This window comes from Tenebrionibacter intestinalis (assembly GCF_016632365.1).
Lineage (GTDB): Bacteria > Pseudomonadota > Gammaproteobacteria > Enterobacterales > Enterobacteriaceae > Tenebrionibacter > Tenebrionibacter intestinalis.
The window spans coordinates 13,908-39,421 of the sequence record NZ_JAEPBH010000034.1 but is presented as its reverse complement, the minus strand read 5'-3'; the positions used below and the strand labels follow the sequence as shown (position 1 = coordinate 39,421).

23 protein-coding genes and 1 pseudogene are annotated in these 25,514 nt (G+C 52.8%); 11 read left to right on the top strand and 13 right to left on the bottom strand.

The features are described from left to right. Positions 1-145: 145 nt before the first annotated feature. On the bottom strand, positions 146-529 hold the full coding sequence (locus tag JJB97_RS13210) for a hypothetical protein (RefSeq protein ID WP_238714462.1): 384 nt from the start codon (positions 527-529) through the stop codon (positions 146-148). A gap of 322 nt (positions 530-851) precedes the next feature. Between JJB97_RS13210 and JJB97_RS13205 the strand changes: the two genes are divergently transcribed. Together JJB97_RS13205 and proP are read left to right on the top strand one after the other, a co-directional pair. Next, a complete protein-coding gene (locus JJB97_RS13205; RefSeq protein ID WP_238714461.1) occupies positions 852-998 on the top strand; it encodes a hypothetical protein in 147 nt (48 codons plus the stop codon). Positions 999-2,093: 1,095 nt separating this feature from the next. Next, the gene (proP, locus tag JJB97_RS13200) at positions 2,094-3,599 is read left to right on the top strand and encodes a glycine betaine/L-proline transporter ProP (protein ID WP_238714460.1); all 1,506 of its coding nucleotides are present in this window, start codon (positions 2,094-2,096) and stop codon (positions 3,597-3,599) included. 34 nt (positions 3,600-3,633) lie between these two features. Here proP and JJB97_RS13195 read toward each other — a convergent pair whose 3' ends face one another. Then, positions 3,634-3,846, bottom strand: coding sequence for a KTSC domain-containing protein (locus JJB97_RS13195; protein ID WP_238714459.1), 213 nt, complete (start codon positions 3,844-3,846; stop codon positions 3,634-3,636). A 152-nt stretch (positions 3,847-3,998) separates the two neighbouring features. Between JJB97_RS13195 and JJB97_RS13190 the strand changes: the two genes are divergently transcribed. Further along, complete coding sequence (locus JJB97_RS13190; RefSeq protein ID WP_238714458.1) at positions 3,999-4,181, top strand: hypothetical protein; 183 nt, start codon at positions 3,999-4,001, stop codon at positions 4,179-4,181. Between the two features lie 116 nt (positions 4,182-4,297). Continuing rightward, positions 4,298-5,938: an ABC1 kinase family protein gene (locus JJB97_RS13185; protein ID WP_238714457.1), complete on the top strand. Its 1,641-nt coding sequence runs from the start codon at positions 4,298-4,300 to the stop codon at positions 5,936-5,938. A gap of 207 nt (positions 5,939-6,145) precedes the next feature. On the opposite strand, the gene marA is transcribed toward JJB97_RS13185, so the two are convergent. From marA to JJB97_RS13170, 3 genes and pseudogenes are all read right to left on the bottom strand, one after another. After that, positions 6,146-6,553, bottom strand: a complete 408-nt coding sequence (marA, locus tag JJB97_RS13180; RefSeq protein ID WP_238714456.1) for an MDR efflux pump AcrAB transcriptional activator MarA — start codon at positions 6,551-6,553, stop codon at positions 6,146-6,148. A gap of 19 nt (positions 6,554-6,572) precedes the next feature. Then, the gene (locus tag JJB97_RS13175; RefSeq protein WP_238714474.1) at positions 6,573-7,007 is read right to left on the bottom strand and encodes a MarR family transcriptional regulator; all 435 of its coding nucleotides are present in this window, start codon (positions 7,005-7,007) and stop codon (positions 6,573-6,575) included. 418 nt (positions 7,008-7,425) lie between these two features. Beyond that, positions 7,426-8,334: pseudogene (locus JJB97_RS13170) on the bottom strand (zinc-dependent alcohol dehydrogenase family protein); the annotation flags it as partial. Between the two features lie 655 nt (positions 8,335-8,989). Here JJB97_RS13170 and JJB97_RS13160 point away from each other — a divergent pair. Then, complete coding sequence (locus tag JJB97_RS13160; RefSeq protein ID WP_238714455.1) at positions 8,990-9,205, top strand: hypothetical protein; 216 nt, start codon at positions 8,990-8,992, stop codon at positions 9,203-9,205. A 412-nt stretch (positions 9,206-9,617) separates the two neighbouring features. Further along, entirely contained in the window at positions 9,618-9,968 is a 351-nt protein-coding gene (locus tag JJB97_RS13155; RefSeq protein WP_238714454.1) for a hypothetical protein, read from the top strand. 475 nt (positions 9,969-10,443) lie between these two features. Here JJB97_RS13155 and JJB97_RS13150 read toward each other — a convergent pair whose 3' ends face one another. Then, complete coding sequence (locus JJB97_RS13150; protein WP_238714453.1) at positions 10,444-10,680, bottom strand: DUF2171 domain-containing protein; 237 nt, start codon at positions 10,678-10,680, stop codon at positions 10,444-10,446. Positions 10,681-10,951: 271 nt separating this feature from the next. Here JJB97_RS13150 and JJB97_RS13145 point away from each other — a divergent pair, with 271 nt between their 5' ends. Further along, positions 10,952-11,131, top strand: a complete 180-nt coding sequence (locus JJB97_RS13145; protein ID WP_238714452.1) for a con-10 family general stress protein — start codon at positions 10,952-10,954, stop codon at positions 11,129-11,131. 151 nt (positions 11,132-11,282) lie between these two features. Here JJB97_RS13145 and JJB97_RS13140 read toward each other — a convergent pair whose 3' ends face one another. The 7 genes from JJB97_RS13140 to JJB97_RS13110 all read right to left on the bottom strand — a co-directional run bounded on the left by JJB97_RS13140 (position 11,283) and on the right by JJB97_RS13110 (position 22,367). Then, positions 11,283-12,599: an alginate export family protein gene (locus tag JJB97_RS13140; protein WP_238714451.1), complete on the bottom strand. Its 1,317-nt coding sequence runs from the start codon at positions 12,597-12,599 to the stop codon at positions 11,283-11,285. Continuing rightward, on the bottom strand, positions 12,596-14,881 hold the full coding sequence (locus JJB97_RS13135) for an aminoglycoside phosphotransferase family protein (protein WP_238714450.1): 2,286 nt from the start codon (positions 14,879-14,881) through the stop codon (positions 12,596-12,598). Before JJB97_RS13135 ends, JJB97_RS13140 begins: the two co-directional genes overlap by 4 nt. Next, a complete protein-coding gene (locus JJB97_RS13130) occupies positions 14,878-16,674 on the bottom strand; it encodes an ABC transporter ATP-binding protein (protein WP_238714449.1) in 1,797 nt (598 codons plus the stop codon). Before JJB97_RS13130 ends, JJB97_RS13135 begins: the two co-directional genes overlap by 4 nt. Then, positions 16,664-17,836 (bottom strand): glycosyltransferase family 4 protein, encoded by a 1,173-nt coding sequence (locus tag JJB97_RS13125; protein WP_238714448.1) that lies wholly within the window; start codon positions 17,834-17,836, stop codon positions 16,664-16,666. The genes JJB97_RS13130 and JJB97_RS13125 overlap by 11 nt, the downstream gene beginning before the upstream one ends. Then, entirely contained in the window at positions 17,836-19,071 is a 1,236-nt protein-coding gene (locus JJB97_RS13120; protein ID WP_238714447.1) for a glycosyltransferase, read from the bottom strand. Before JJB97_RS13120 ends, JJB97_RS13125 begins: the two co-directional genes overlap by 1 nt. Before the next feature lies 1 nt (position 19,072). Then, positions 19,073-20,275 carry a glycosyltransferase family protein gene (locus tag JJB97_RS13115; protein WP_238714446.1) on the bottom strand — a complete coding sequence of 401 codons (1,203 nt, stop codon included), beginning with the start codon at positions 20,273-20,275 and terminating at the stop codon, positions 19,073-19,075. Positions 20,276-20,672: 397 nt separating this feature from the next. Continuing rightward, the gene (locus JJB97_RS13110; protein WP_238714445.1) at positions 20,673-22,367 is read right to left on the bottom strand and encodes an NAD-dependent malic enzyme; all 1,695 of its coding nucleotides are present in this window, start codon (positions 22,365-22,367) and stop codon (positions 20,673-20,675) included. A 185-nt stretch (positions 22,368-22,552) separates the two neighbouring features. Here JJB97_RS13110 and JJB97_RS13105 point away from each other — a divergent pair, with 185 nt between their 5' ends. The 4 genes from JJB97_RS13105 (at position 22,553) to JJB97_RS13090 (ending at position 25,514) form a co-directional block, all read left to right on the top strand. Next, positions 22,553-23,845, top strand: coding sequence for a glycoside hydrolase family 10 protein (locus JJB97_RS13105; protein WP_238714444.1), 1,293 nt, complete (start codon positions 22,553-22,555; stop codon positions 23,843-23,845). Positions 23,846-23,877: 32 nt separating this feature from the next. Beyond that, complete coding sequence (locus tag JJB97_RS13100) at positions 23,878-24,117, top strand: DUF2164 domain-containing protein (protein ID WP_238714443.1); 240 nt, start codon at positions 23,878-23,880, stop codon at positions 24,115-24,117. A 369-nt stretch (positions 24,118-24,486) separates the two neighbouring features. Next, positions 24,487-25,233, top strand: a complete 747-nt coding sequence (locus JJB97_RS13095) for an AzlC family ABC transporter permease (RefSeq protein WP_238714442.1) — start codon at positions 24,487-24,489, stop codon at positions 25,231-25,233. Beyond that, positions 25,230-25,514, top strand: a complete 285-nt coding sequence (locus JJB97_RS13090) for an AzlD family protein (RefSeq protein ID WP_238714441.1) — start codon at positions 25,230-25,232, stop codon at positions 25,512-25,514. The genes JJB97_RS13095 and JJB97_RS13090 overlap by 4 nt, the downstream gene beginning before the upstream one ends.

The following is a 25,514-nucleotide window of genomic DNA, read 5'->3' as shown; positions in this document are numbered from 1 at the left end:
CAGGGACCGCGAGATAGACCCTGTGGTGGTCCATCGTAAGCGGTGGACGTTCAGGCGTTGAAAGTCCATTTTTTGCTACGCAGTCCAGGTCAGAGAGTGGCATCTCCTCGTAGACAGCGTTATTTACGGCATCGATGGCGCGCCTTTAAATCGCAGCCCATTGTTTAGCGATTGACTCCAGGTTAGAGAGATAAGTGGTGTCATAAACCGCGTTTTTCATTGCTTTAATAGCCTCTTCGCGACGCTGTTCGTCAGAGAATTTGTACTTGTCCGCGATTTCCACAATCATCTCAATGGTCACGTCGTCGCCACACATTTTGTCGGCATTAGCCATAGCCAGTACGTCATTAAATTTGCGTGTTAGCGCGTCGGGAATATCGTTGGCGATAGTTGTTGATACGCGCGACTTGCCTTTTAACCAGCGGCGAATAGTTGAATCGTTGATTCCCAGGAGTCGCGACATGGGGGTTATCCAGTTTGGTCCGTACAGTTCCAGGCCGATTTTTTCCAGTTTTTCCAGGTTGTTCATGTTTTCCTCGATAGCCCGGACGAATCCGGGCGGATTGAATTACGCAGCCAGTGCAGCAGATTTAATTAATTCGCAAACGTTACTTACAGACAGGTGCCGGGAGTCAACTCCGCGAGTGTGAATTTTACCGGCAGTAGCTTCAAAACAGAATCTTGTAGTGATTAACATGCCGCGAATACTGGCAGCGCGGCTGTTGCTGACTAAAACCACTAACACGGTACTCCCCGCACAGCCTTGCGCGCGCGTTTGTCCCGCCAAATAGTCGGAAAACCGACCACCTGATGCCACGACACTGACGCCTCACGAACGGGAGGAATCAGCGATGGGCAGACCGAAGGAAAATATCGAAGTACCTGGACAGGCAGAGCCTGTGCTGGAATCAGAAACCGCAACGCCGGAGCCGGAGGAATTGCAGTCGGTAGTTGAGCAGGCCGAGCCTGCGCAGGAGCAGCCTGAGCCAGCCCCCTAAGCAGAATACTTATTAACCTTCGGGAGACGCCTGAACAGTAACAGGTAAGTCTCCGGGCGCCGGGCGAGAGGTTGGCGTAAAGTGACAGTGTCACTATTAAGGGTGTAAAATTATGGTATCCGTTAGCCACATTGCATTCCCGATATTGGTTTACCCCCGGTGTAAGCCGTTGGGAAGAAACAGGCTATTTTCAGGAAGAGTGGCGATTTTTTACTCATTGAAGGGGGTGACGTTTTATATCGCCAGCGCGGGAGCGAGCTGGGGGAACATAAAAAAAAACCTGTGAAGCTATAATTTGAGAAAGAAGAGTAAACGCTTTTTGTTTATACAGGAAATCTGGCGCCCTGTTTGTATATTAATCCGCGCTTTGCCTGGGCTAATTTTGCAGTAACTTACTGGCATATAGTAAAAAAAACGGCGCAGTACTGCACCGAAACAGGGTTATTACAGGGATATCTCAGGTAATCGATATTAATAGTGGCATAGACTGGAAATTTAGCCTTGTCTGAAAGCGTATTTCAGAGGTTTCCAGCTTGCGTGAAGTATTATCACCCGTAAAAAACAGGAGCAGCAAAATAGTGGCTTATGTGCAGTATTATATTGCCGCTTGTTATGAAAAACTTGCTATGCAAAAAACAAGTAATATGTGCCGGCTTAAACGTTTATCGTTTTCTCACCGTCAGAGTCTGTTACATCACCGCATTAGATTAAAAAGCTTCCAGACGATATCACTACAAAATCCGCTCTTTTTAAGCGTATTTCTGGTTGAAAAAGGTGATAAGGCAGTGAGTAATATGCAATAGTTAGTTGACGTAACTAAAAAATTCAGGCCTTATGTAAAGAAATCAGGCGTTGTGGTCATTGAACCCCCTGCGGTGAAAAGCCGGTTTTACCAGGGAGAAAGGCATTACCTTCCGCATTTACAACCCCGAAACCTGCTACGCTTAGGCAGGAAAATCATAATAACTTCGACCCGCACGGGTCATTTACCGGACGGTGCAGGCGTCAAATGTTACACCGCCATGTCTACCAGGCATAACGCAATAATCCATGCCTTTTGAACCGTCCCGATAAGTGTTAACGCTGAGGATGAATATGAAGTTAAGAAGGAAAAAGATTAAACCTATCACGCTGAGTGATGTAACAATCATTGACGATACCAAACTACGTAAAGCTATTACCGGCGCATCGCTGGGCAATGCAATGGAATGGTTTGATTTTGGCGTTTATGGCTTCGTTGCCTACGCGTTGGGTAAGGTATTTTTCCCGGGCGCCGATCCCGGCGTACAAATGATCGCGGCGCTGGCGACCTTTTCCGTTCCGTTTTTAATCCGCCCGCTCGGCGGCGTATTTTTTGGCATGCTGGGTGATAAATATGGCCGCCAGCGTATACTTGCCATGACCATTGTTATTATGTCGATAAGCACATTTTGTATCGGGCTTATCCCTTCTTATGAGTCCATTGGTATTTGGGCGCCAGTGCTTTTATTACTGTGCAAAATGGCTCAGGGCTTTTCGGTTGGAGGTGAGTATACCGGCGCATCAATATTTGTAGCCGAATATTCTCCGGACCGGAAGCGCGGTTTTATGGGAAGCTGGCTTGATTTCGGCTCTATCGCAGGCTTTGTGCTCGGCGCGGGCGTAGTGGTGTTGCTTTCCACCGTTATCGGCGAGGCGAACTTCCTGGCCTGGGGCTGGCGTATTCCGTTTTTCCTGGCGCTGCCTCTGGGCATTATCGGGCTGTATCTGCGCCATGCGCTTGAGGAGACGCCAGCCTTCCAGCAGCATGTCGACAAGCTGGAGCAGGGCGATCGCGAAGGCTTGCAGGATGGCCCGAAAGTCTCTTTTGGTGAAATTGCTACCAAACACTGGCGCAGCCTGCTGGCCTGTATCGGCCTGGTTATTGCTACTAACGTGACCTACTACATGCTGCTGACCTACATGCCAAGCTATCTGTCGCATAACCTACATTATTCTGAAGACCACGGCGTGCTTATCATTATCGCTATCATGTTAGGAATGCTGTTTGTGCAGCCGGTGATGGGGCTGCTCAGCGACCGTTTTGGTCGCCGTCCGTTTATCATTAGCGGCAGCGTGGCGCTGATACTATTTGCTGTCCCGGCATTTATGTTAATAAATAGCGACGTTATCGGCCTGATTTTTGCCGGTTTGTTGATTCTGGCCGTGATACTTAACTCATTTACCGGCGTTATGGCCGCCTCATTACCGGCAATGTTCCCGACACACATTCGCTATAGCGCACTGGCCAGCGCCTTTAATATTTCTGTGTTGATTGCGGGATTGACGCCAACCCTGGCCGCGTGGCTGGTGGAAAGTACGCAGAATCTGATGATGCCGGGCTATTATCTGATGGTCATTGGCGTGGTTGGTTTGATAACCGGTCTGTATATGAAGGAAACCGCCAATAAACCGTTAAAAGGCGCAACGCCTGCGGCTTCGGATATCCATGAAGCGCGTGAAATCCTGCGCGAGCATCATGATAATATTGAACAAAAAATTGAAGACCTGGATCGTGAAATTGCTGAGTTGGAAGAAAAACGCAAAGTGCTGGTTCAACAGCATCCGCGCATAAATGAATAATCCCATCTCTTTGCCCCGCCGACTGGCGGGGCGGCTAGCGAATTCGTTTTTCCGGAAACTTATTGTAAATCACGCCATCGTAAAATCGCCCCTTTGAGACAACGGTTAAAAACGTGTAAAACAGGCGTTCCGGCACGCCGCGATAGCGGTAAATACTGCCTTCCCTAAATGTGACTTCCAGCTCTGTGGTGGAAGGGTTATAACCGATATTGGCTATTCTTGATGACGTTACCGGGTGTCTGATCATGCGCGTCTCCTGCTGGAGGCAAAAAGGAAGCTTCTATAACCATAAACAACAGAAGCGCGCTCGCGCAATGTGAATGCACTATTACGTGCAAATTTATGGCGCCGTGTGTAATGAGTTTGTCATTGTGTAAGTAAATGGCAGGAAGAATGATTATGAGAGATTATTTGATTATCGCCATGCTGACCGTTGTGGCGGGCTGGCGCTGGAGTCTGCCTTTAATCGCATTACTGTGCGGCTGGAGCCTGTGGAGACGGCGCTTTTTGCTGGGTACCCTGTGTGCGGGGCTGTTTATCTGGACGGCGGTGGCGGCCTGGCAGTTTGAAAAATATCTGTAGTTGCCGGCGTGCTTAAGATGTGTTTGTTTTTAACGCTTCCGGAACGACGCGATCATAGCGAAGGCTGTGTGTTGTTTGTCTGCTGTTATGCAGGGAAGGGGTGAGAGAAAAAGCGCATGTTGAAAATGATGATGGTGACCGCCCGGGACAGGGCGCGGCTGACAGAAATTACTACGGTATTGTTGCGCTACGGATTGCAGGATCTCGTGCGTCTGCTGGGCTTGACTCGCCTGGTGAACCGGTTTCCCGGGCGCGACGAGACGCTGGAAAAGCAGACCATGCCGGCACGCCTGCGCCAGGCGCTGGAAGCGCTGGGGCCAACTTTTGTCAAGCTGGGGCAAATACTTGCTACGCGCACCGATTTACTCGATCCGAGCTGGACCGATGAACTGGAGAAGCTGCACAGCAATGCCGATATACTGCCATGGGGACGACTGGAAAAGCAGATTCTTAATGATTTGGGCGACAGGCCTGAAAATGTGTTTGCGCAGTTCGATCCGCAGCCGATAGCCGCCGCGTCTATGGCGCAGGTCTACCGCGCCCGGCTGCACAGTGGCGAACAGGTTGTGGTAAAGGTGCTGCGCCCGGGCCTTGAAAAGACGCTTCGCGCCGATCTGCGGCTGCTGACGTTCCTTGCTGAAGCTATCGAGGAACAGAGCGAAACGCTGGCCCGTTACCATCCGCGCCGTATGGTGCTGGCGCTGGCGACTGCGCTTAATCATGAACTTGATCTGACTCAGGAGGCCAGCAACTGTGAACAAATTGCGCGGAATTTTGCCGGGCAGCCGCAGATCAAAATACCGAAAATTTACTGGCAGTGGACATCGCCACGTTTGATGGTGCAGGAGTTTCTGCCCGGTATGTCGCCAGAAAACCCGGCGCAACTGGCGAGCGAAGGTCTTGATGGAAAGATACTGGCGCGGGAAGGGGCGAAAGCATTTATGCAGATGGTGCTGGAGCACCGGCTGTATCATGCCGATCCTCATCCGGGTAACGTTATGGCGCTGGAAGACAACCGCGTGGCGTTTATTGATTTTGGCATGGTAGGACGGCTTAGCGAGCGGCGGCGTAACCAGCTTTTGCTAATGCTCGACGCGCTCTCCCGGCGGCGGAGCGACGGTATTGTTAATGCGCTTATCGAGTGGGGCGGCGATGAAACCATTGACGTGACGCGCTTTGAGCTGGCGGCACAAAACTTCCTTGATAAACAAGGCGCTAAACCTATGATATTGGGCAAGGCGCTGGCCGATCTGCTGTCGGTGGTGCGCGAGTTTCAGCTTTCGTTGCCCACCGATCTTACGCTGTTATTTAAAGCGTTAATCACTGCAGACGGCGTATTGCATCGTCTCGATCCGGCATTTGATATTGTTGCCACGCTGCGTCCGTTGCTGCGTAATGTGCTGCTGCATCGCTACCGTCCGCTGGCATCGCGCCGACGTGCGCTGGCGCTGGGGGCGCAGTTGCTGGATGCGGGTGAGGATCTGCCGCAGACGCTGCGACTGCTGTTGTGTCGTCTGAAGCAGGGCAAATTACGCGCCGATCTGGAAATCAACAATATTACCCTGTTGAGTCGGGCGCTTGAACGAGCCGCCGTTACGCTGGCTATCGCCATTGTGACTGCGGCGTTCGCGTTGGGCATCACTCCGTGGTTAATGGCAAGCAGCCTGCGTATTCTGGGGGTTCCCGTTTTTCCGCTGCTGGGGCTAATGGCCTGCGTGGCGGGTATTTTTTTACTGGCGTTGCGCCTGCGACGTTAGCGCGGCGTACATGCCTGCAATGCGCGGTTTCTTCGTTTATCGGTATATAGATACAAAACGCTGCGGGTTAATGATGCGTCGCTGGCGAAAGGGGCAGACGACGGCGCCTCTGGGGCGCCGTCACGCTGGCGCAGGGCAGCCTGAACAGGAAGGCTTCGCCCAATGAGCTTAGCAACAACAATGCATTCTCTCTGGCATGGCTTTGTATTATTGACCTTCATACCCTTTGTATTGAGCGCGGGCATTGTTGAGCGGCATCAGATACCTGGTCTCGCCTGGCATGTTGGTCACGCGATATTTGTGTGGGGGGACCGAAAAGTAGTTTTTAAACGTGCGCGTCAGTGTCTGCTGGGATTCAAAACCGTAACGTTCCGCAAGATACAGAATAGGTTCATTGCTGTGCCTGAGCTGGCGGGCAATTTCAGTCAGTTTGCGGTTACGGATATACTGGCCCAGAGACAGGCCGGTTTCTTTTTTAAACATCCGCTGTAAGTGCCATTTCGAATAGCCTGAGCGTTCAGAGACTTTATCCAGCGACAGCGGGGATTCAAGGTTATCCTCAATCCAGTCTAAAATGCTGTGAATTGTTACTGCGTCATTATTACGTCTGGACATTGTCTACCTCATCTCATTTTTACGGCAGAACCTTCCTGAGCAGGTCTTCAAGGAGGATAATTTCTTCCGTGGTCAGATTTTTTGTTAATTCCTGGTGCAGTGACTGCCCTAACAGACAACGACAACGTTCGCACAGATCAACGCCTTCTGCGGTGAGGCGTATCAGCACGCCACGTTTATCTTTTGGGTTTGGTTGCCGCGCGACCCAGCCGCGGTCGATTAAACGATCGAGCATGCGGGTTAGCGCGCCCGAATCGACCGACAGCAATTTTCTTAGTTCAACGGGGGTAACGCATTCAGCATAGTGTATAGCGCAGAGTACCTTAAACTGGCGTGGCGTCACCTCCAGAGGAGAAATATGCTCGCTGAGCAAACGGTCTTTATGCTGATTCACCAGATGAATCAGACGTCCCAGTGGGATTATCTGGTTAAACAGATCGTTTGTGTCGGTCAATGTCGTTGCCCAGGCAAGTAGATTAATCACGTAAGATACTATTTACCATGAAAGCAACTGTCAATCAAAAACATGATGTGGATCACACAATATGCTAAAGTAACTCCCGGTTATTACTGAATATTTTCCTGGGGTATGGAGTAATATCTTGTCTGCCCGCCGGCCATATACGCCCTGTTTGTGCGGTTAACGCCGACTGGCAGTTTCCCGCCGCGCTAGTCATACCTGTCCTATCCTTTGCTCAGTCAGGACATAGGGAGGAGGGGAATCTGACCCGCTTTTTGTGTCCGGGCATCATGAATGTAGCGGCGTTAAGCGTAAGGTAGCGATGAATCCGCTACGCTATATCAATAACGGGTCAACAGTACCAGACAAAACGAAGAGCAGAGGTATCCCGTAAACACCTCTGCCGGGATTTTCAGCCCACGTTAATAACAATTTTTCCGAACGCGCCGTTATCAAGCTGCTCCAGTGCTTGCGGCAGTTCATCGAAGCGGAATGATTTGTCTGTAACCGGTTTTAATTTGATCCAGTCAACGGCACGGACCAGATCTCCAAGCGCCCGACGTTGGCCTACGCCAATGCCCTGAACAGTCGGAGATTTTAGCAGCAGCATGGCTCCCGGAGCTGACGTATCGTGCGTGTCCATCATACCAATCAGGGAGATTCGGCCATGTGAGGCCACTGCGCGAACGGAGTCTGCAAAGTTACGCCCCCCGACCGTATCCACAACGTGATCAATGCCCTGTTCGTTCGTCAGACGGTGAATGGCTTCGACCCAGTCCTCTTTTTTACGGTTAATACAGTGACTGGCGCCGAGCGCAGCCGCAGTTGCCAGCTTCGCATCGCTGGATGAGGTAATAAATACTTCGGCGCCCATAGCCCTGGCAATTTGCAGTGCAAAAAGCGCCACGCCGCCGGTTCCCTGAACAAGTACGGTTTCGCCGGCACGAAGGCCGCCGCGTTCAATCAGAGCAAACCAGGCCGTCAGTCCTGCACAGACCAGCGTGCAGGCTTCAGCGTCAGTAAGCGTCTGAGGGGCTTTGACCAGCCATTCTTCACTCATGACCACGTATTCAGCCAGCACGCCCTGGTAAGCATAACCTATCGTGTTGTAGTGCGGATTTTTGGCATTGTTATTTAGCTTTCCGTCAATCCAGCCTGCGTTAAAGGATGAGATAACGCGGTCTCCTTGGTTGAAGCGGGTTGTACCCAATCCTACAGCCTCAACTACGCCAGCCATATCAGAACCCGGCGTGAATGGCATTGGCATACCATTCCCCATTCCGCCTTCGATAATGACCTTATCACGGAAGTTGAGAGAAACATTAAAAGACCTGTCTTCAGGAAGCTGGCCCGTCTATGCCGTATGGCCGCGCACACCTCATCTGTCTTTGAAAGTCAGGCTGGCCGTGGATAAACTGGTTAGCGCATTGCCAGCTATGATGGACGCCATTTAATCGTGGGGGGAATAGTTGCTATTCCCGCAAAGTTGCCCATTTATTAACGTAGGATATTTTACGTTTATATGCTGAGCGTAGCGTATATAAGCAGGAATTAAATCGCGTTATTATAGCCAGTGACCGGTGAATCGACAGAGACAGAGCCAGGTGTAGTTACAACATGCTAATTTATATCATTACACCATACCAAACGACACAAATATGCCCAAATCGCTAAACAGCAGGCGAGGGGAGTTACACATTAAGATAACGTAGTAACAGTAATTGGTTTAAGTAGCGGAATAACAAGGAAACTGCAGACGTGACAGGGTCATTTATTTACTAACAGATATAATAAAAATATTAACACGTTTCCAGTTCCTCAAGAGATAGGCGCGTTAACACTTTGCATGTTAATATAGCGCGCTATTTCAGACGGCAGTATTAAAAATACTATTCTCCAGGAAAATTGTATAAATTTCGTAGGATAATTTATACAAGAAGGCTAAGTAAACGTAGGTTATAACTTAAGAGGTTTACATGGAATATAAGGAATTAAATATAGATGGCAGGGATATGAATACAGGGATACCTGAAGAAAAGTTTATTCGTGTCCCTGTTCCTATGGTGTCGCAGGATGGCGAACGTTTTTTTACTTATGTCTCTTTGCCAAAAGATTATAAGGAAGAAGACCATCGAAGAATGATGAATATTCTGGCATTTTACGTGAAAGAAGATAAAAAAAAATTCCTCTGATGTCAAAATCTCCAGAAAAGACGATTTTTTACCGGATTTCAACGAACTGGCTCGGGTGACTGGCGACATTGATGCTGATCTGAGGGTAAATGCCGCGCTTGATACAATTACAACTAAAAAAGAATAAAAGAGGCGTGTCAGGTTATTAAACTGGCGCTGTTAAAAATGATGCCGATGTCTGTGACGATTATCGCCCATGTCGGCATATTTCACTTATGGGGCTTTGCCCTTTAAATATACTAAGTTAGTAATCTGTATTTTGTTGAAAATGGTAGTTTAAATGGTTCCCGCTAAATTGCCGATGGCGACCGGTAACAGGCGATGAGACTGATTTCATGAAACAAAAATTCGCCGGCGCAATCAGCGCTGCCTTTCAGCGCAGTGCCGGAAGGCGATCCTGAATAACATACCGATGAAGTTCTTTGTCCGGTATCCGGGCCAGCGGGCCGACACGACCAATGGCCAGCGCCTTGAACGACGTGGAAGATTGTCTGCGGACTGGAGCCGCGCGAAGTTTCATTATGGCTTCGCGTCGCTGCCGTTCGTCAGCCCGCGAGGCTACATTTATCATTACCAGATGTTCCGGCGTAAGGCCGATTTGCCGGAAGCGTACCGGTCACGCTGGCTGGAGAGCGGCATGGATGCAGATAATGAGCCGCTGGATTTTCAGATTATCCATCACGATCTGGAGCATGGCACCGAAAAAGTGGTGTATGACTCGACAAAACAAACTAACGAACAAACTAATGAACTAACAAATTAACGGCCAGTGACACGCCGGGAACGCCAGTTCCCGCCATCCTGCCCATTGGTGCGCATAATGTGTATTATGTTAAATTGCCATTATGGCCTATAACTTCTCAGACCTCCTGCAAACCACACCGGCCATGTCGGTTCGCGGTTAAATCCCTGATCAAGTGCTCCTGCGATTCAAGCAGATGAATACCCCCTGTGACTGTCTACTGGCGTGCGGACAGGACTCCACCGGATAGTTCAAAAATGCACTTATCGTACGGTTGGGCTTCAAGCCCCGTTATCTGCTTTTTAATATTGATGTCTGGTTGCGGTTCGTTATCTCGATATCCACCAGTACACCCCGCCGCTGCCAGAATAGCTCATCATACCCGCCTGCCCGAGTGTACAATCAGATCCACTGGTTACCATCGTCTGTTATCATTTTTTTATTAAACAAAACTTCCGACGTACCGCCGGAAGTTCTGCTCTTATCGGAAAATTTATCAGACAGCTTTCCATCCTTGCTGGACTTCACTTTTATCTTTATTCAGTATCACGTTATTGCCTTCAACTTTTTCAACCCAGCTCAGGGGAATAACGTGATGCTGGCCATTTGCCTCTGCGTCACTGCGTGTCAGTTTAATGCTGTCTTCACCTTCCATATGGTCGACAGTGCCGACATGGCTTCCACAACTTGCGATAACAGATGCATGTTCTTTGATGTCGTTTTTACTAACCATGACTTACTCCTAATTTTTCCTTTTTGGCAAAAATATAATGAGCAAATCAAAGAGTTATTTATAGCCCTGCCGTAAGAATATTTTTAAATATGTCATTTCTTTTAAAAACATTATTAATTTTCGGGCGAAGCGGTAAATAAAGAAGCGGTAAATAAAACAGTCGAACGCATGATTTTATTTGACGCAACAGAATATACAGCTAAAGTTAAAAACTGAACGTGAAGCATGGGTTATACCATGTTTTTATTTTAACCAACGTGAGGTCAGGCAAATGGCAGAACATCGTGGTGGTTCCAATAATTTTTCTGAGGATCGCGAGAAGGCTTCTGAAGCCGGGCGTAAAGGCGGCCAACACAGCGGCGGGAATTTTAAAAACGATCCTGAGCGCGCTTCTGAGGCGGGCAAAAAAGGTGGACAGAGCAGCGGGAAAAAATCTGACAATTCAAAGTAATTGTTTATATTCTCTGCGATAAATGAATTCAAATAGCTGCGCAATTCCCGGGAATTGCGCAGCTTTTACGGCTGTCTGAAAGGCTTGTTTTTTATACTTGCTTAAATCAGGCAACGCGATGGTATGTTCACCCTCCGTTATTGTCTGAAATTTAAAATTTGTATTCGACCTCAAAGCCAACGGAATACGCAGGCGAACTGCGCGACGCATTAACTGAAGAAGAGGCGCGTAACCGCTTTGATGGTAAAAATACGCCCGCTATGAGTTCCGTACGCAGTTTTTTTGACATCTCTACCCCCCAGATCAGATCGATGCTATTTCCCAGATTGCGTGAGGATCGCTGGTCGTAGCGCGATTTCAGCGCCGTATCGTGCGTTTTTAAATCTGCCATCTGCGTCTGGCGATAATGGTGATAGACCAGTTCCAGATCCGAATCGGGCGTAATATCCATGCCGACCGCCGCCGTTAATATCTGTAAATTTGTTAACTCCGGAGCTAATGTATTACCGTAGAAAGTAAATTTTGTCTTTCCGCCAAAGCTCCCCTCATTCGACTGTAGCCCCGTTTGATTATAGTGTTTACTGGCATATGCATAGCCCAGCGTCAGGCGTGGTCGCAGTGGCGTGTCGAAAATATAGGTTGCGCCTGCATCAAACACCCTGCCCCAGCGGCGCGACCCTTCTCTGTTGCCCGTCATCATTCCCAACTCCACCCAGTGGCGCAACCCTTCGCGCTTCTCATTATGGGAACGCAGACCATAGTGCAATTGTCGGAAACCTTCATCGTGCGTGTTTTTACTTGCGACCACATAGCCCCCTGTCTGCCAGTCTTTATCGACCTTAAAGCGCAGCAATGTTGCCAGGGTTGTCTTATTTGCGCGGCTGCGCGAGGTGCGATCCAGTAAATCACGTTGCAGATAGTTCATGCGCGCACCCAGCGCGTCAGCCTGCCATTTCCCTTTTTTCCAGCGCGCCAGCAGGCCATCCATATTTTCATCAAACAGCCATTCACGCATATCACGGTACAACCAGCGTCCGATTCGCAGGTCGGTATTTATGGCATTAATATCAACGCCAATATATCCCTGTGTTACATCAAGCCGGGTTTTCTTCTTTTCCTGTTTTCCTGTTTTGCGCGTGGTTTTATTTGTGAACTCAAGTTCAATAGCGCCGTACAGTAACCTGTTTTTAGCCACATCAACACGAAAGCGCGCCAGCGGCTCCAGTTCCAGTTCATTTTCACGCTTCTCTCCATTACGTAAATTAGCGTTACGCAGTGAATACGCTTCCATTTTTAGTGTGGTATTAAGCTGTAATAGCGGCGTCTGAGACGTTATGCTCTGCTTATTTACCCCGCCAATGGTTTCGCTGGCGATACGCGCGTCGGCCAGCAGCGGCGTAAACAGTAAACTCAGGCCGAGCGGAAAGGAAAATGTGCCGTGGCGTACTGCAAAATAACTTCCTGTCATGAAAAGGGCTCCATTAACTTTTCACAATAAATGAGCAACGCTTGCGTGGTATGCGTACGCGCGGTAAAACGGGTGCTCAGGAAAATATGACGGGCCAGGGAGAGTGCCCGGTAAGCCTGCACTTCTGCTGACGTCACCTGCGGCGATGCGTTGAGATAGGCGCGCAGAAAGGCCTTTTCATGGACGCCAAAAGCGCCAATATCCGCATATTGTCTCAGGGCTAACTCGCTAACGTGTGCAAGGTAGTTTCCGGCGTCGAGCGCCGCGGCGCCATAGCTGCACAAATCGAAATCAAGCAGCGTCAGGTGACGGGCGTCCGACGGGGAGACCAGCACCTGCTCCGGGTAAAAATCCCGATGCAATACGCTCTGGCGCGCCATTGTCAGCGGCGATGAGAGGCGTGCGCATGCAGCGAACAGAGAGGAAAGACGGCTACGCCAGTTGGGATAGCGGCTGGCAACGTGCTCAAATCCTTCGCTCAGCACCTGCAGTTCATCGCTGAACGCCCAGTGACGATTGCCTACAGCCTGTCGCAATGCGGTGCTGTGTTGAAGCGCGGCCAGCGCCAGGCCCGCCGCGCTTCCGGTATCGGCAAGCACGCCCGGCGGAGGCTTTTTAAGGAGCAGCTCGGCAAGCGTTACACCATCAACATGCCGCTGTAGCCAGATATGCTGCGCGTCCAGCACCGCCAGCGGTTCCGGTACGCTAAATCGCGCCTGCGCATGAAAACCATCGCGCCAAAGCGCCTGCTGGCAGGCGAAAGCCTTATGATCCAACCCCTTCGCCCGATATTTACCCACTATTTTCCGGTTCGACTCTGTGCCGGTAGCAAACCGCCAGGCGATGAGCGCGCGCCTTCCGGGCTTCTGACGCAATACGCAAGCCTCACGTAGCCGGGCCTGAGGCGCAAGCCCCAACGCCTGCTTTAGCGGCGCTTCCATAACGTCGGGCGAGGTAAGCTGTATCATGCGATGCTGCCAGTCAGTACTGGCATAATTTCTCAGCGCGTCATCGCACAATTGTTCCGCTCTTGTCAGCAGGGCATCCACGATTTGCGGCCAGCGCCGCGAACGTTTACGAAACGGCTCTGTTGCAAGACTTAGCAGCGCTCGCACGGTATACCAGAGCAGCCCGTCGAGCGCCAGCGAACGCGCCGAAGTATAGCCTTTTAATAGCGCCCTGCGGGCGATATCGGCCCGTTCACGGGTTAACTGTTCCTCAATAACGTCCATTTCCAGCCGGGCGATGAATGACCCCAGGTCGTTAAGCGGATGACCGCAGGCGCTGCGATCCCAGTCGATAATACGCAGGCGGCCATCCTGCGCAATGATAACCTGATCGGCAGAAAAATCGCCGTGCAGCACAACCGAAGGCGTGCTGAAGCGATCGAGATATGCTTCTAGCTGTAACAGACAGCGCGAAAACCGCGCCTGCGCCTGCGGATCGATAGTCGCGAGACTCTCCTGCTCGCGACGTACTTGACACATATCATCCTGCTGGCTGCGGCGCAGCGGCAGCGTGAACGGGGCATCGTGAATTTCCGCCAGCGCCTTACCGGCGTCTTCAACCCATACGGGCATACTGGCATGCGTCAGCAATTGATCGAGACTTTCCCCCGGCAGCCAGCGCGTAGCGGCCATGCGATAGCGCCCCTCCAGCCCCAGAATGTCGATATGTCCGAGCGCTGCGCCGGTTGCGCAACCCTGCAATATTGTGCCGTAATCTTTTGCGCTGGCGCAGCGTACTATCGCTAACGGTACCTCGCCGCAGTACAGGCCCGCCACGCAACGCCGGCCTGGTTTATAACGTAAAAATCGGCAATGGATTGTTTCGCGTTCCGCCTGCGTCGGCAGCCAGCGTTGCAGCAGGCGTAAACGAGACTGCGCATCCCACAGAAACCTCAGATGACGAAGCCCCCGATCCTGACAGGGATGCTCCAGTATGATTGCCTGTTCCTGAATCGCCATTGGCGCTTGTGGATCGTTTGTGGCTACCAGCGCCTGGCGTTTGGGATGCTGCCAGGAAACGGCGAAACGCTCCACAGTAAGCGCTCTGGCAACCCAGCATAGCGGCTGCTCATCACCGGTATCAATCTCCAGCGCCAGCACGCAACTGGTGGCGTGCTTATAGCGTAGATAGCGGGTGCGTAGCGCGCGGGCCGACGTAAACAGCGGTAGTTTGCGCAGCGCCGCCAGCAGCCGCGACTCATCCAGCAACAGCCCCAACCCCGGCAGCCGTGGGTCGGCGGCAACCAACGCACGCTCTTTATTCCATGCGGTCATGCTGCGACTCCTTTTTGAATGTTCCACAGTTCACAGTAGCGTCCCTGCTGCGCCATGAGCGTTTTGTGATTGCCCTGCTCCACAATCCGGCCACTTTCCAGCATCAGTATGCGATCGGCTTTGGCCGCCAGCGCCAGGTTATGGGTGATAATGATGCTGGTTTTGCCGCGCATCAGGCGCGCCAGCGCGTCAGTCACGGCGCGTTCGTTTTTACTGTCAAGGCCGACGCCCGGTTCGTCCAGCAGCAAAAAAGCGCTGTTGCGGATAGCCGCCCTGGCAATAGCGATGCGCTGACGCTGGCCGCCGGAAAGCGACATCCCGCGCTCGCTAAGAAGAGTGTCGTAACCCTGCGGCAATCGGAGGATGAATTCGTGGGCGTTAGCAAGCGTTGCAGCGGCAATGACCTCGCTATCGCTAACCTCTCTGCCCGCGCCGAGCGCAATATTTTCCCGAACAGTGACGCCAAACAGCAGGCTTTCCTGCGGCAGATAGCCTATCCGGCCGCGCAGGCTGTCGAGGTCATAGTCGCGCAGATCCTCGCCGCCAAGCATAATACGTCCGCTTATGGGATCGTAAAGGCGCAGCAAAAGTTGGCTCAGGGTAGATTTACCTGCCCCGGAAGGTCCGGTAATCGCCAGCGTTTGCCCGGCGGGAATATGAAAGTTAATTTCATGCAATGCAGGTTTTTCCGGCGTCTCGTAAGTGAAACAAACCCGTTCAAAAGTGATATCCTGCGCTGCCTGCGATAGCCGCAATTGCCCTTTATTTCTTTCGATGCCAACGGGGATGCGCATAAGTTCAATAATACGCTCGCCGGCGGCGCTTGCCTTTGCCAGACGACTGCTGTATTTAGCGAATTCGCGCACTGGCCGAAACGCGTTTTTCATATAAGAAATAAATACCAGTAACTCACCGGCGGACATGTTGTTGTTAAGCACGCTTTTCGCGCCAAGCACCAGCACCAGCGCTGTTACCACGGCTATCAACATATCCACCTGGCGCTCAAGCCCGGCCGCCAGCCTTTTGGCGCGGACATTTTGATGTAAACTCTGGGCGTCGCTGCCGTTGAAGTTATCCGTCGCGGCTTTTTCCAGCGACATGGCCTGAAGTGTGGCGATGCCGGTCATATACTCCGCCGCGCGGGCCGCCAGGTTTCCTTCGCGTTTGCGTTGAGTGCGGCTTACGTCGCGAATTTTGCGCCCGCTGCGCAAGGTCGCCAGCGCCAGTAACGGCATAGGCAACAGCGTTAGCAGCGTTAGCGACCAGTCGAGGAAAAACATAATGCCGAGCATCCCGGCGAAAATCACCATACTGGACAGCAGCGGCATGATGGCCGTTACCGTGGCCTCACGCATCATGCCAATATCGTTAATCAGTCGCATGGTCAGATCGCCGGTGCGGCTGCGCTGATGAAATGACAGCGGCAGACACAGCAAGTGAGCGAACAGATCGCGGCGGATTGCGCTCAGCACCCGGCTTCCCGCCAGCGCCATGCCTACGGTGCTGACGTAGCCGGCAATGGCGCGTAATGTCGCTATAACGATCACCGCGGCTGCACACAGCCAGAGCAGCGTTTGTGTCGCCAGGGTGCCTGTCGTCAGCCCGCGCAGCAACGTGTTGTCATGGATATCTCCCATCACTACATCAATAGCAAAAGCCAGCGGCCACGGCTCCAGAAGGCGGATAACGCTTGCAAGCAGCAGAAAGAGAAATGAGCAGCCAATCGTTCCCTTTTGCTGGCGAATCCAGGGCCAGAACGTGCGTAGCACTGACGCATGGGAATCAACCGCCATGTTTCGCTCCTTCAGGCAACCTCAGCCCGGCGGCCAGCCAGATGCGTTTTACCACCTGCTCCCAGCTATGATGCTGTTGCGCCCGGGCTTGCCCGGCAAGGCCCAGCCGCTGGCGCAATAGTGGATCGTCAGCAAGCGTCATCACGGCTTGCGCCAGGGCGACCGGATCCTGCGGCGCAACCAATAGCCCCGTCTCCCCGTCGCTGACCAGTTCCGCAAGATGGCCTACGCGTGACGTAATTACCGGCAGGCCGGCGGCCATGTATTCGTATATCTTGAGCGGTGAAAAGTAAAAGTTGTCGAGCTGCGGGTAAGGCGCAATGCCAATATCCATTGAGGCCAACAGCGCAGGCACCTGCTCTGGCGCGACAGCGCCATGAAACCGGGCCGAACCGGTCGCGCCGCACTGAGATAAACGCGCCTTCAACACAGCAGCCTGAGGCCCGTCGCCTACAATGGATAATGTGACAGGGTAACCTTTTTCCCGCAGCAGTATGTACGCCTCGACCAGCGTTTCCAGCCCGTGCCACGGCTTCAGCGTGCCGACAAACCCCAGCGTCAGAGGCCCATCGGCCGCAGGCGACCGTTGGCTAAAGCGCGCCGGATCGACGCCGTTTTCCACCACGCGGACTTTACCCTGCGCGCCTGAAAACGTCTCAAGCCAGCCCTTCACGCCGCGGGAAACCGCAATAATCGTATCAGCGTCGCTCACGAGGCTTTCTATCACACCAAAAGCCTCCCGCGCCCTCACCAACCTGCGGTACCTGCGCTGCTCTTGCGGCAGCGGCGCGTTTACTTCCAGCACCGTGGGGATACCCGCCTGACGGGCATAGCCTATAACAGCATGGCTCCACAGCGAGTAGCGTTCGTACACCACATCAAACGGCCCGGCCTCAATAAAACGCGTCAGCAAAGCTGCGTTAGCATCAAGCGCGGCGTCGGCGCGCGCCTCTTCGTCAACGCCCCCGACAAGGGCAGGCAGTTCAATAATGGTCAGCGAGCGAAACGCTGCGGGAGGTTCGCCGCCCAGGCGCTGTGCAAAGAGCGTTATTTCCACACCGTGGCGCAACAGCACACGCAACACCTCCTGAATGTGTATGGATGCGCCTTTTTGCCCAAATACAGGAATACCGGGATCGGCACAAATATAAGCGACTTTCATCACGCGCTCTCCCGTTGCGTCAGGGAGCGACAGGCAATCGCCGCGTTGAAAATATTGCGCAGTTTTTCGGCGTTGCTGTCGATATTAAACTCACGCTCAATTAACGCCCTCGCCGCGTGTGAATACCTGGCGCGCAGCGCGTCATCGCTAACCAGTTGCGCAATGGCGTCGGCTAACGCCTGCGGATCGTTCGGTGTGACGCAGCGCCCGGTTTCGCCGTCGATAACCAGTTCAGGAATACCGGCGACACGGGTGGAAATGACCGGCGTACCCAGCGCCATTGCTTCAAGCAGCACGGTAGGCAACCCGTCGCGATCGCCCTCTTCGCTGATGACGCACGGCGCAACAACCAGGGTTGCGCCGCGCATAGCGGCAATCACCTCCTGCTGCGGCAGGAAACCCGACAATGTGACGCAAGCCGAAAGCTTCGCCTGGTGGATCTGAGCGGCCAGTGTTGCACGCAACGGCCCGTCCCCCATTATCACGCAGCGCAGCGTATGCCCGGCATCGCGTAGCTGACGAAGCGCTTCAATCAGATGGCAAAATCCCTTTTTTTCCACCAGGCGGCCCACCGCCAGTAGTGTGGCCTGCCCGGCGCGCGCTGGCGGCAGCCAGGTAAATTTTTTCATATCAAGGCCGTTGTACAGCCGTATGACGTTAGCCGCACTGTCGCCGAAGCGCTCGCGCAGCCAGGCCAGATTATAATCCGAGACGGTGACGGCGCAGTTGGCGTCCCGCAATTTCGCATCCAGCTCAATACCCGCCTCATAGGGGTAATAGATATCTTTTGCGTGAGCGGTAAAACTGTAACTAATGCCGCTAAATTTTGCCGCCAGCCGGGCTACGGTGGTGGCGCGGGTGCCGAAATGGGCGTGCAGGTGCTCAATACCGCGCTCGCGTATCGTCAGCGCCAGTTGTAACGCCTGAGCGATTTCATGCACATTTGGGTGACGCGGCTGTGCCAGTACGGCGGCCAGTTCAGGCAGCTCGCGCCAGGCCTTATCCAGCAGCGTCCAGAAATGTTCAGCGCTGCGCTGCTTATCGCTCAGGCGCGTAACAGGCGCTTTCACCTGGGCAATGATGTCCTGAAAATGGGTCTCCTCTACATTCCCAAGCGCGAAAATATCCACCTTCAGGCCAGCCCGTTCATGGGCGAGAATTTCGTTGACGATAAACGTTTCTGAAAAGCGCGGATAGCGTTTTACCACATAGCCGATATAGCGTTGTTGCGTCATTTTATACCTCACACTGCACGCTGGGCGCTGTTTTGCTTTTTTGCGTAAGTAATGCATTCATTTTTTCGCTAAACGTAAACAGGCCATTGAGGCTCATATATCGACGGGGATTTTCCGGCTGCCATGAGGAGGTTAACCATGCCGTGATGGCCTGCGTGGTTAACCGATCCGGGTGCAGGCAGCTTACCAGATTTATTTCCGCCAGACGTGAAGCGCGAATCCATTGTTCCTGACGCGGTGAAACACGTGGAATAATTAAAGCGCGTTTGTTCAGCGATAATATTTCGATGGTCGTGTTATATCCTCCCATTGCCACTACGCTGTGCGCTTCGCGTAATAACGCCAGCGGATTTGGCACAAAGCGAATAACGCGCAAATTATCACGCCGCGCCGCAATTTTTTGCAGATTTTCATATTCTGATGCAGGCATCATGGTGCCGGTAATTAATATGCCGTTAAAGCCCGCCGGGAAATTTGCCTGCGCAAAGGTCGAAGCCAGCCGATAACCGTCCTGTCCGCCGCCCACAGTACATAAAATATAAGGCACAGATGTTTTCGTTAGCAGCGGTTCGGTAGACTGGGGCTGTCGCGCGTGTTGAGTCGCATCCAGATAGCCCATAAAGGATACTTTGTCGCTCACCGCGTTATTGAATGCGCAGGCGCGGGGTAAATTGTAAAAACTTGCATCGCCGTAGATCCATACGTCGGAATAGTAGTCTGCGATCGCTGCGGCGTTGTTGAGTTTGCGCCACTGGCGCTGCACGGCCTGCGGCTCGTCAATGATATCGCGAAGCCCAAGTATTAAATGCGTTTTTCGCGCCGCCAGCATTGGCAGCACATTATTAAGTTCGGACATGGCGCCGCGCGGCACATTATCCACCACAAAGACATCCGGACGAAATGCCTGGAGCGCGGCGTAAATAATGCTGCTGCGCAGCGTAACCAGCCGATGAAGATCGCAGCCCAGCGAATGGGGAAGATATTCCCCGGCAGGTGTTTTCAGATATGTCGGCAGCGTAACGGAATCCATTCCCTTAGGAAAATGAAATATTCCGGACTCGCGTACGCCGTTAATGAGCAAAATTTCAGTATCAGGTCGGGATTTCAGCACTGAATTTGCCAACAGCATATTGCGCCGAATATGGCCAAGCCCCATTGTATCGTGGGAATAAAATGCAAGCCGTGCGGGACGATAACCACACATATTAATAACCTCCATCCGTGGACTGGAAAATAACGTCTGAGCACACTATGTAACATATAAAAAAATAAATCACACCAGGCGAAATGGGAAAATTTATAATATTTTTCTTCTTTTTTATTTCTGTATCACATGTTCCTTAACTGATTATTAAGCGATGAGATATTATCTAATTTTTATGGGTTCAGAAAATAAAGTAAAAGTTAAAACCAAACGCAATTAATCTGATAAATAGATGGACCATTTATTCGGAAGTATCACAGTTTGTCGGATAAATATTATTAGTACACTGCCTCTGTTTGCCGGAAAAATCTGCAAGAATAGCGTCATGTTGTTCAACGCAGGCTTCTCTGAAAACAGACGCCAGGCCGCAATCGGCCCGGCGTCTGTTTGCAGCCGGTCAGATAGATGTGCGGCGATAGCTGCGATACTGCGGTAGCCAGAAGTTATCTTCAATGGCCTGCTGGAGCGCTTCGGATGAGGTTTTTACCGCCACGCCCTGCTGCTGGGCCATGCTTCCTACAGCAAATGCGATATCTTTCGACACCTGCTTAATTTTCGTCAGCGCCGGCAGTACAAGCCGGCTTTCCCCGTTCACCAGCGGAGAGTGCTGCGCCAGCGCCTGGCTGGCGGCCATCATCATTTCATCCGTCACGCGCGACGCGCCCGAAGCCACCACGCCAAGGCCGACACCGGGAAAAATATAGGCATTATTGCACTGGGCAATGGCATACGACTCACCCCTGATTGTGACCGGCTGGAACGGGCTGCCGGTGGCAACCAGCGCCGCGCCGTCTGTCCAGTTAAGGATATCGTGCGGCGTGGCCTCCACGCGTGAAGTGGGGTTAGACAGCGGCATGATAACAGGATGCGGGCAGTGCTTATGCATTTCGCGCACAATCTCCTCGGTGAACAGCCCCGTCTGGCCTGAAACGCCAATCAGGATATCCGGCTTAACGTTACGCACCACATCAAGCAACGACACGGTGTCGGATGTGATCTTCCAGTTGTTCACCTCTTCGCGCTTTTGCACCAGCTTTGCCTGAAATGGCAGCAAATTTGGCATGTTATCCATCAGCAAACCGAAGCGGTCGACCATAAAAACGCGCGCCCGCGCCGCGGCATCGCTCAGCCCTTCGGTACGCATCCAGGCAACGATCTGCTCGGCAATGCCGCATCCGGCCGATCCCGCCCCAAGAAACACAACTTTTTGCTCGCAAAGCTTGCTGCCCGCGGCGCGGCTGGCGGCAATCAGCGTGCCGAGCGTAACGGCCGCCGTTCCCTGAATGTCGTCGTTGAAGCTGCAAATCTGGTCGCGGTAGCGTTCCAGCAGCGGCATGGCATTTTTTTGCGCAAAATCCTCAAACTGCAACAGCACGTTCGGCCAGCGGTGTTTTACCGCCTGAATAAATTCATCAACAAAGGCGTAATACTCATCATCGGTGATGCGCGGGTGACGCCAGCCCATATACAGCGGATCGTTAAGCAACTGTTGATTGTTGGTGCCAACGTCCAGCACGATGGGCAGCGTGTAGGCCGGGCTAATGCCGCCGCAGGCGGTGTACAGCGATAGCTTGCCAATGGGAATGCCCATCCCGCCAATCCCCTGGTCGCCCAGACCAAGAATACGTTCGCCGTCGGTCACCACAATCACTTTAATATTATGGGTGGAGACATTTTGTAGAATGTCATCCATATTGTGGCGATTAGGGTAAGAGATAAAAACCCCCCGCGCCCGACGATAAATCTCAGAAAAGCGTTCGCAGGCTGAACCGACGGTCGGGGTATAGATTATCGGCATCATCTCATCAAGATGATTTTCCAGCAGGCGGTAAAATAACGTCTCATTGGTGTCCTGAATGTTGCGCAGATAGATGTGCTTATCAATATCGTTTTTAAAATCCTGATACTGGCGCCAGCCGCGCGCCGCCTGCTCCTCAATGGTTTCCACCACTTCCGGCAGCAGGCCGGTCAGGTTAAAATTGCTGCGCTCTTGCAGACTGAATGCGCTACCTTTGTTAAGCAGCGGAAATTCCAGCAATACCGGGCCGGCGTAAGGAATATAAAGAGAACGATGTTTTTTTTGATTATCCATATTACTCACTCTTATTGACGTCCGTGGACGTGCCGTGCGGGTTCGGACTAAGGCGCAAACATCATATAAGAAAAGCGGAAATAACGCTTCTTCTGCGCTTAATTGCGACCAGAAAGCAACAAGTTGGCTTTCCCCGCCTGGCATGCGATGATTGCCCACGGTATGAATGCCATAAGGATACAGGAATGCTGCAATCCAGAGGATGGCGCCAGGCTCTGGCACTGTTGATACTGGCCTGCGTGCTGGCAGGTTGCTCAGACCCTGAAAATAAGAGAGATTTGCCGCAAACGCCGCTTACGCAAAAAGAGCCGCCGGTGCGGGGCGTTTGGCTCACCACCGTGTACGGGCTGGACTGGCCGCCACGCGCGTCAGTCGGCGCCGTTTCTGACGCCGAGCGCATTCGCCAGCAACAGCAGGCGCTACTTGATAAGCTCGATAATATGGTTCGCACCGGCATTAACACTGTCTTTTTTCAGGTGAAACCGGATGGCGCCGCGTTGTATCGTTCCGCACTGCTGCCCTGGTCGGCAGTGCTCACCGGCACGATGGGCAAAGATCCTGGCTACGATCCGCTGGCGTTTATCATTGAACAGGCGCATATGCGCGGTATAAAGGTGCATGCCTGGCTGAACCCCTATCGCGTAACGATGGATACCTCGCCCCAAACCGTAGCGGCGCTAAACGCCACCCGACACGCCAGCCCCGCCAGCGTTTATATACAGCATCCCCGGTGGATTCGTACCGCCAGCCACCGCTTTGTGCTCGATCCTGGACTGCCAGAGGTGCGCGACTGGATAACGCAGATAGTAAGCGAACTGCTCAGCCGCTATGCGCTGGACGGTATACAGTTTGACGATTACTTCTATTATGAAACACCAGATTCCCGGCTTGATGACAGCGCAAGCTGGCGACAATACGGCGGCGGTTTCGCCAGCCGTGACGACTGGCGGCGCGACAATACTCTGCAGTTGATACGTCAGGTTTCTAACGCAATTCATACCAGTAAACCTGGCATCGCGTTTGGCGTCAGCCCTTCAGGTATCTGGCGCAACGCGGCGAGCGATGTTCGCGGCTCTGCCACCTGCGGCGGCAATACCGCCTATGACGCGGCTTTTGCCGATACGCTTCAATGGGTGCGACAGGGCATGCTGGACTATATTGCTCCACAGCTTTACTGGCCGTTTAACCGTAACGCGGCGCGTTACGATACGCTGGTCCGGTGGTGGGCAAACGCGGTGGCCGGTACGCGCACCCGTCTGTATATCGGCATAGCGTTATATAAGGTTAACCAGTCCGTGGCCAACGAACCCGACTGGGCAATTGATGGCGGCATATCCGAGCTTAAACGTCAGCTTGATCTTAACGACAATCTTCCGGACGTGAGCGGCACTATTTTGTTTCGTGAAGATTTCTTACATCAGCCGCGAACGCGGCATGCTGTGGAGTATTTACGTCAGCGCTGGGCGCCGGATAAATGAGATCGGGAAGTTAATCAAAAGGAAAAAACAGGATGGCTGAAGTATCCATTAGCGAAAGTGAAAAAAACCTTATTCGTGACAAACTCACGGCGTACTGCCGTGAAAACCTGAGCCTGGAGCTGGAGCAGTTTGATGCCGAATTTTTGTGCGATTTTGTAGTGAAATCGCTTGGCCCGGTGTTTTACAACGCCGGCGTCGAAGAAGCTATCCGCACACAGGCGGCATGGAGCGAGCGCATTCAGGAAGAGATGGATCTGAAAAAAATTTACTGAACGCCCTCAGGCGCTGGCGGATACCCGGGAAGTAAGACCGGGGGCGAAAATCTTCGCCCTCTGCCCTTTAGCCGGCTCGACGCTTTTTCGGGGTAACAGGCTGGCGTGGCGCCAGTATGCCAGATACAGGCGGCTCGTTCGCCGGCTCCGCTCTGCTTTCATTTACCGCCTGGCCCTGTCGGAATATCGCGATCGTCTGCAAACGACGCCAGTAAGTACGCCGCCGCCGCCGCGTAGGTTATATACGATATCAATATACAGCGCTTTTTTGGCACAGGATACCATAACGGAGGCAATAACGGCCTTCAGTTGCAGCCAAATGCCAGGCATAACTTCGTATAATACCGGACCATTTAACAAGGAGAAGATATGCGTCGTACTCTGCTGTTGTCCGCTTCCCCTACCCGCGCCGCCGGCGCTGAATTTACCCGCGGCTGTGTAGCCGTGCTGCCAATGCTTATCGGCATTATCCCTTTCGCTCTACTACTTGGCGCGCAGGCGGCGGCAAAAGGGATGTCGGCAGTAGAGCTGCCCCTGTTGACCGGCCTTAATTTTGCGGGCGGCTCCGAGTTTGCCGCTATCGCGCTGTGGACATCGCCGCCGCATATTTTCGCCATCATGATGGTGACGTTGCTGGTCAACAGCCGTCACCTGCTTATGGGGGCTGCGATGGCGCCGGCCCTTTCGCATTTGCCGCTGCGTAAAGCGATACCGGCGCTGTTGGTTATGTGTGATGAAAGCTGGGCGCTGGGCATGGCTGACGCCGCGCGACGACGCCAGGCCGGACTTTCGCCGGGTTTCAGCATGGCCTATTACGCTGGCGTGGCGGGTTCTCTTTGGGTCATGTGGGTTGTGTTTACCGGCCTTGGCGTACTGACAGGACCGGTGCTCGGCGATATTACGCGTTGGGGGTTTGATATGGCGTTTCCGGCAGTCTTTCTTGTCTTGCTGCGTGGCATGTGGAAAGGCGCGCGCACAGCGTTTGCATGGCTTGTGAGCCTTATTGCCGCCGCTACGACCTGGCACTATTTTCCCGGCTCGGCGTACTATGTTCCAGTGGGCGCCGGCGCGGGCATTCTGACTATTCTGATTATGAGCGCGAGGAGCCCGTCGTGACGATACTGACCATTGTGTTGATGGCAATGACCACCTGGTTTACCCGTGTGGCAGGCTTTATGCTGTTGCGTGAACGCACGCTCGGCCCGCGGGTGCGGGCGGTAATGGAAACTGCGCCGGGTTGTGTGCTGATTACCGTGATTGCACCGCATTTTGTGACGACCAACCCGGCGGATATTCTTGGGCTGGCCATTGCGCTGCTGGCAGCCATGCGTTTTTCGCTTCTGCCGACGGTCCTTATTAGCGTTATCGCTACCGCCGTGTTACGCGCGCTACTTTGA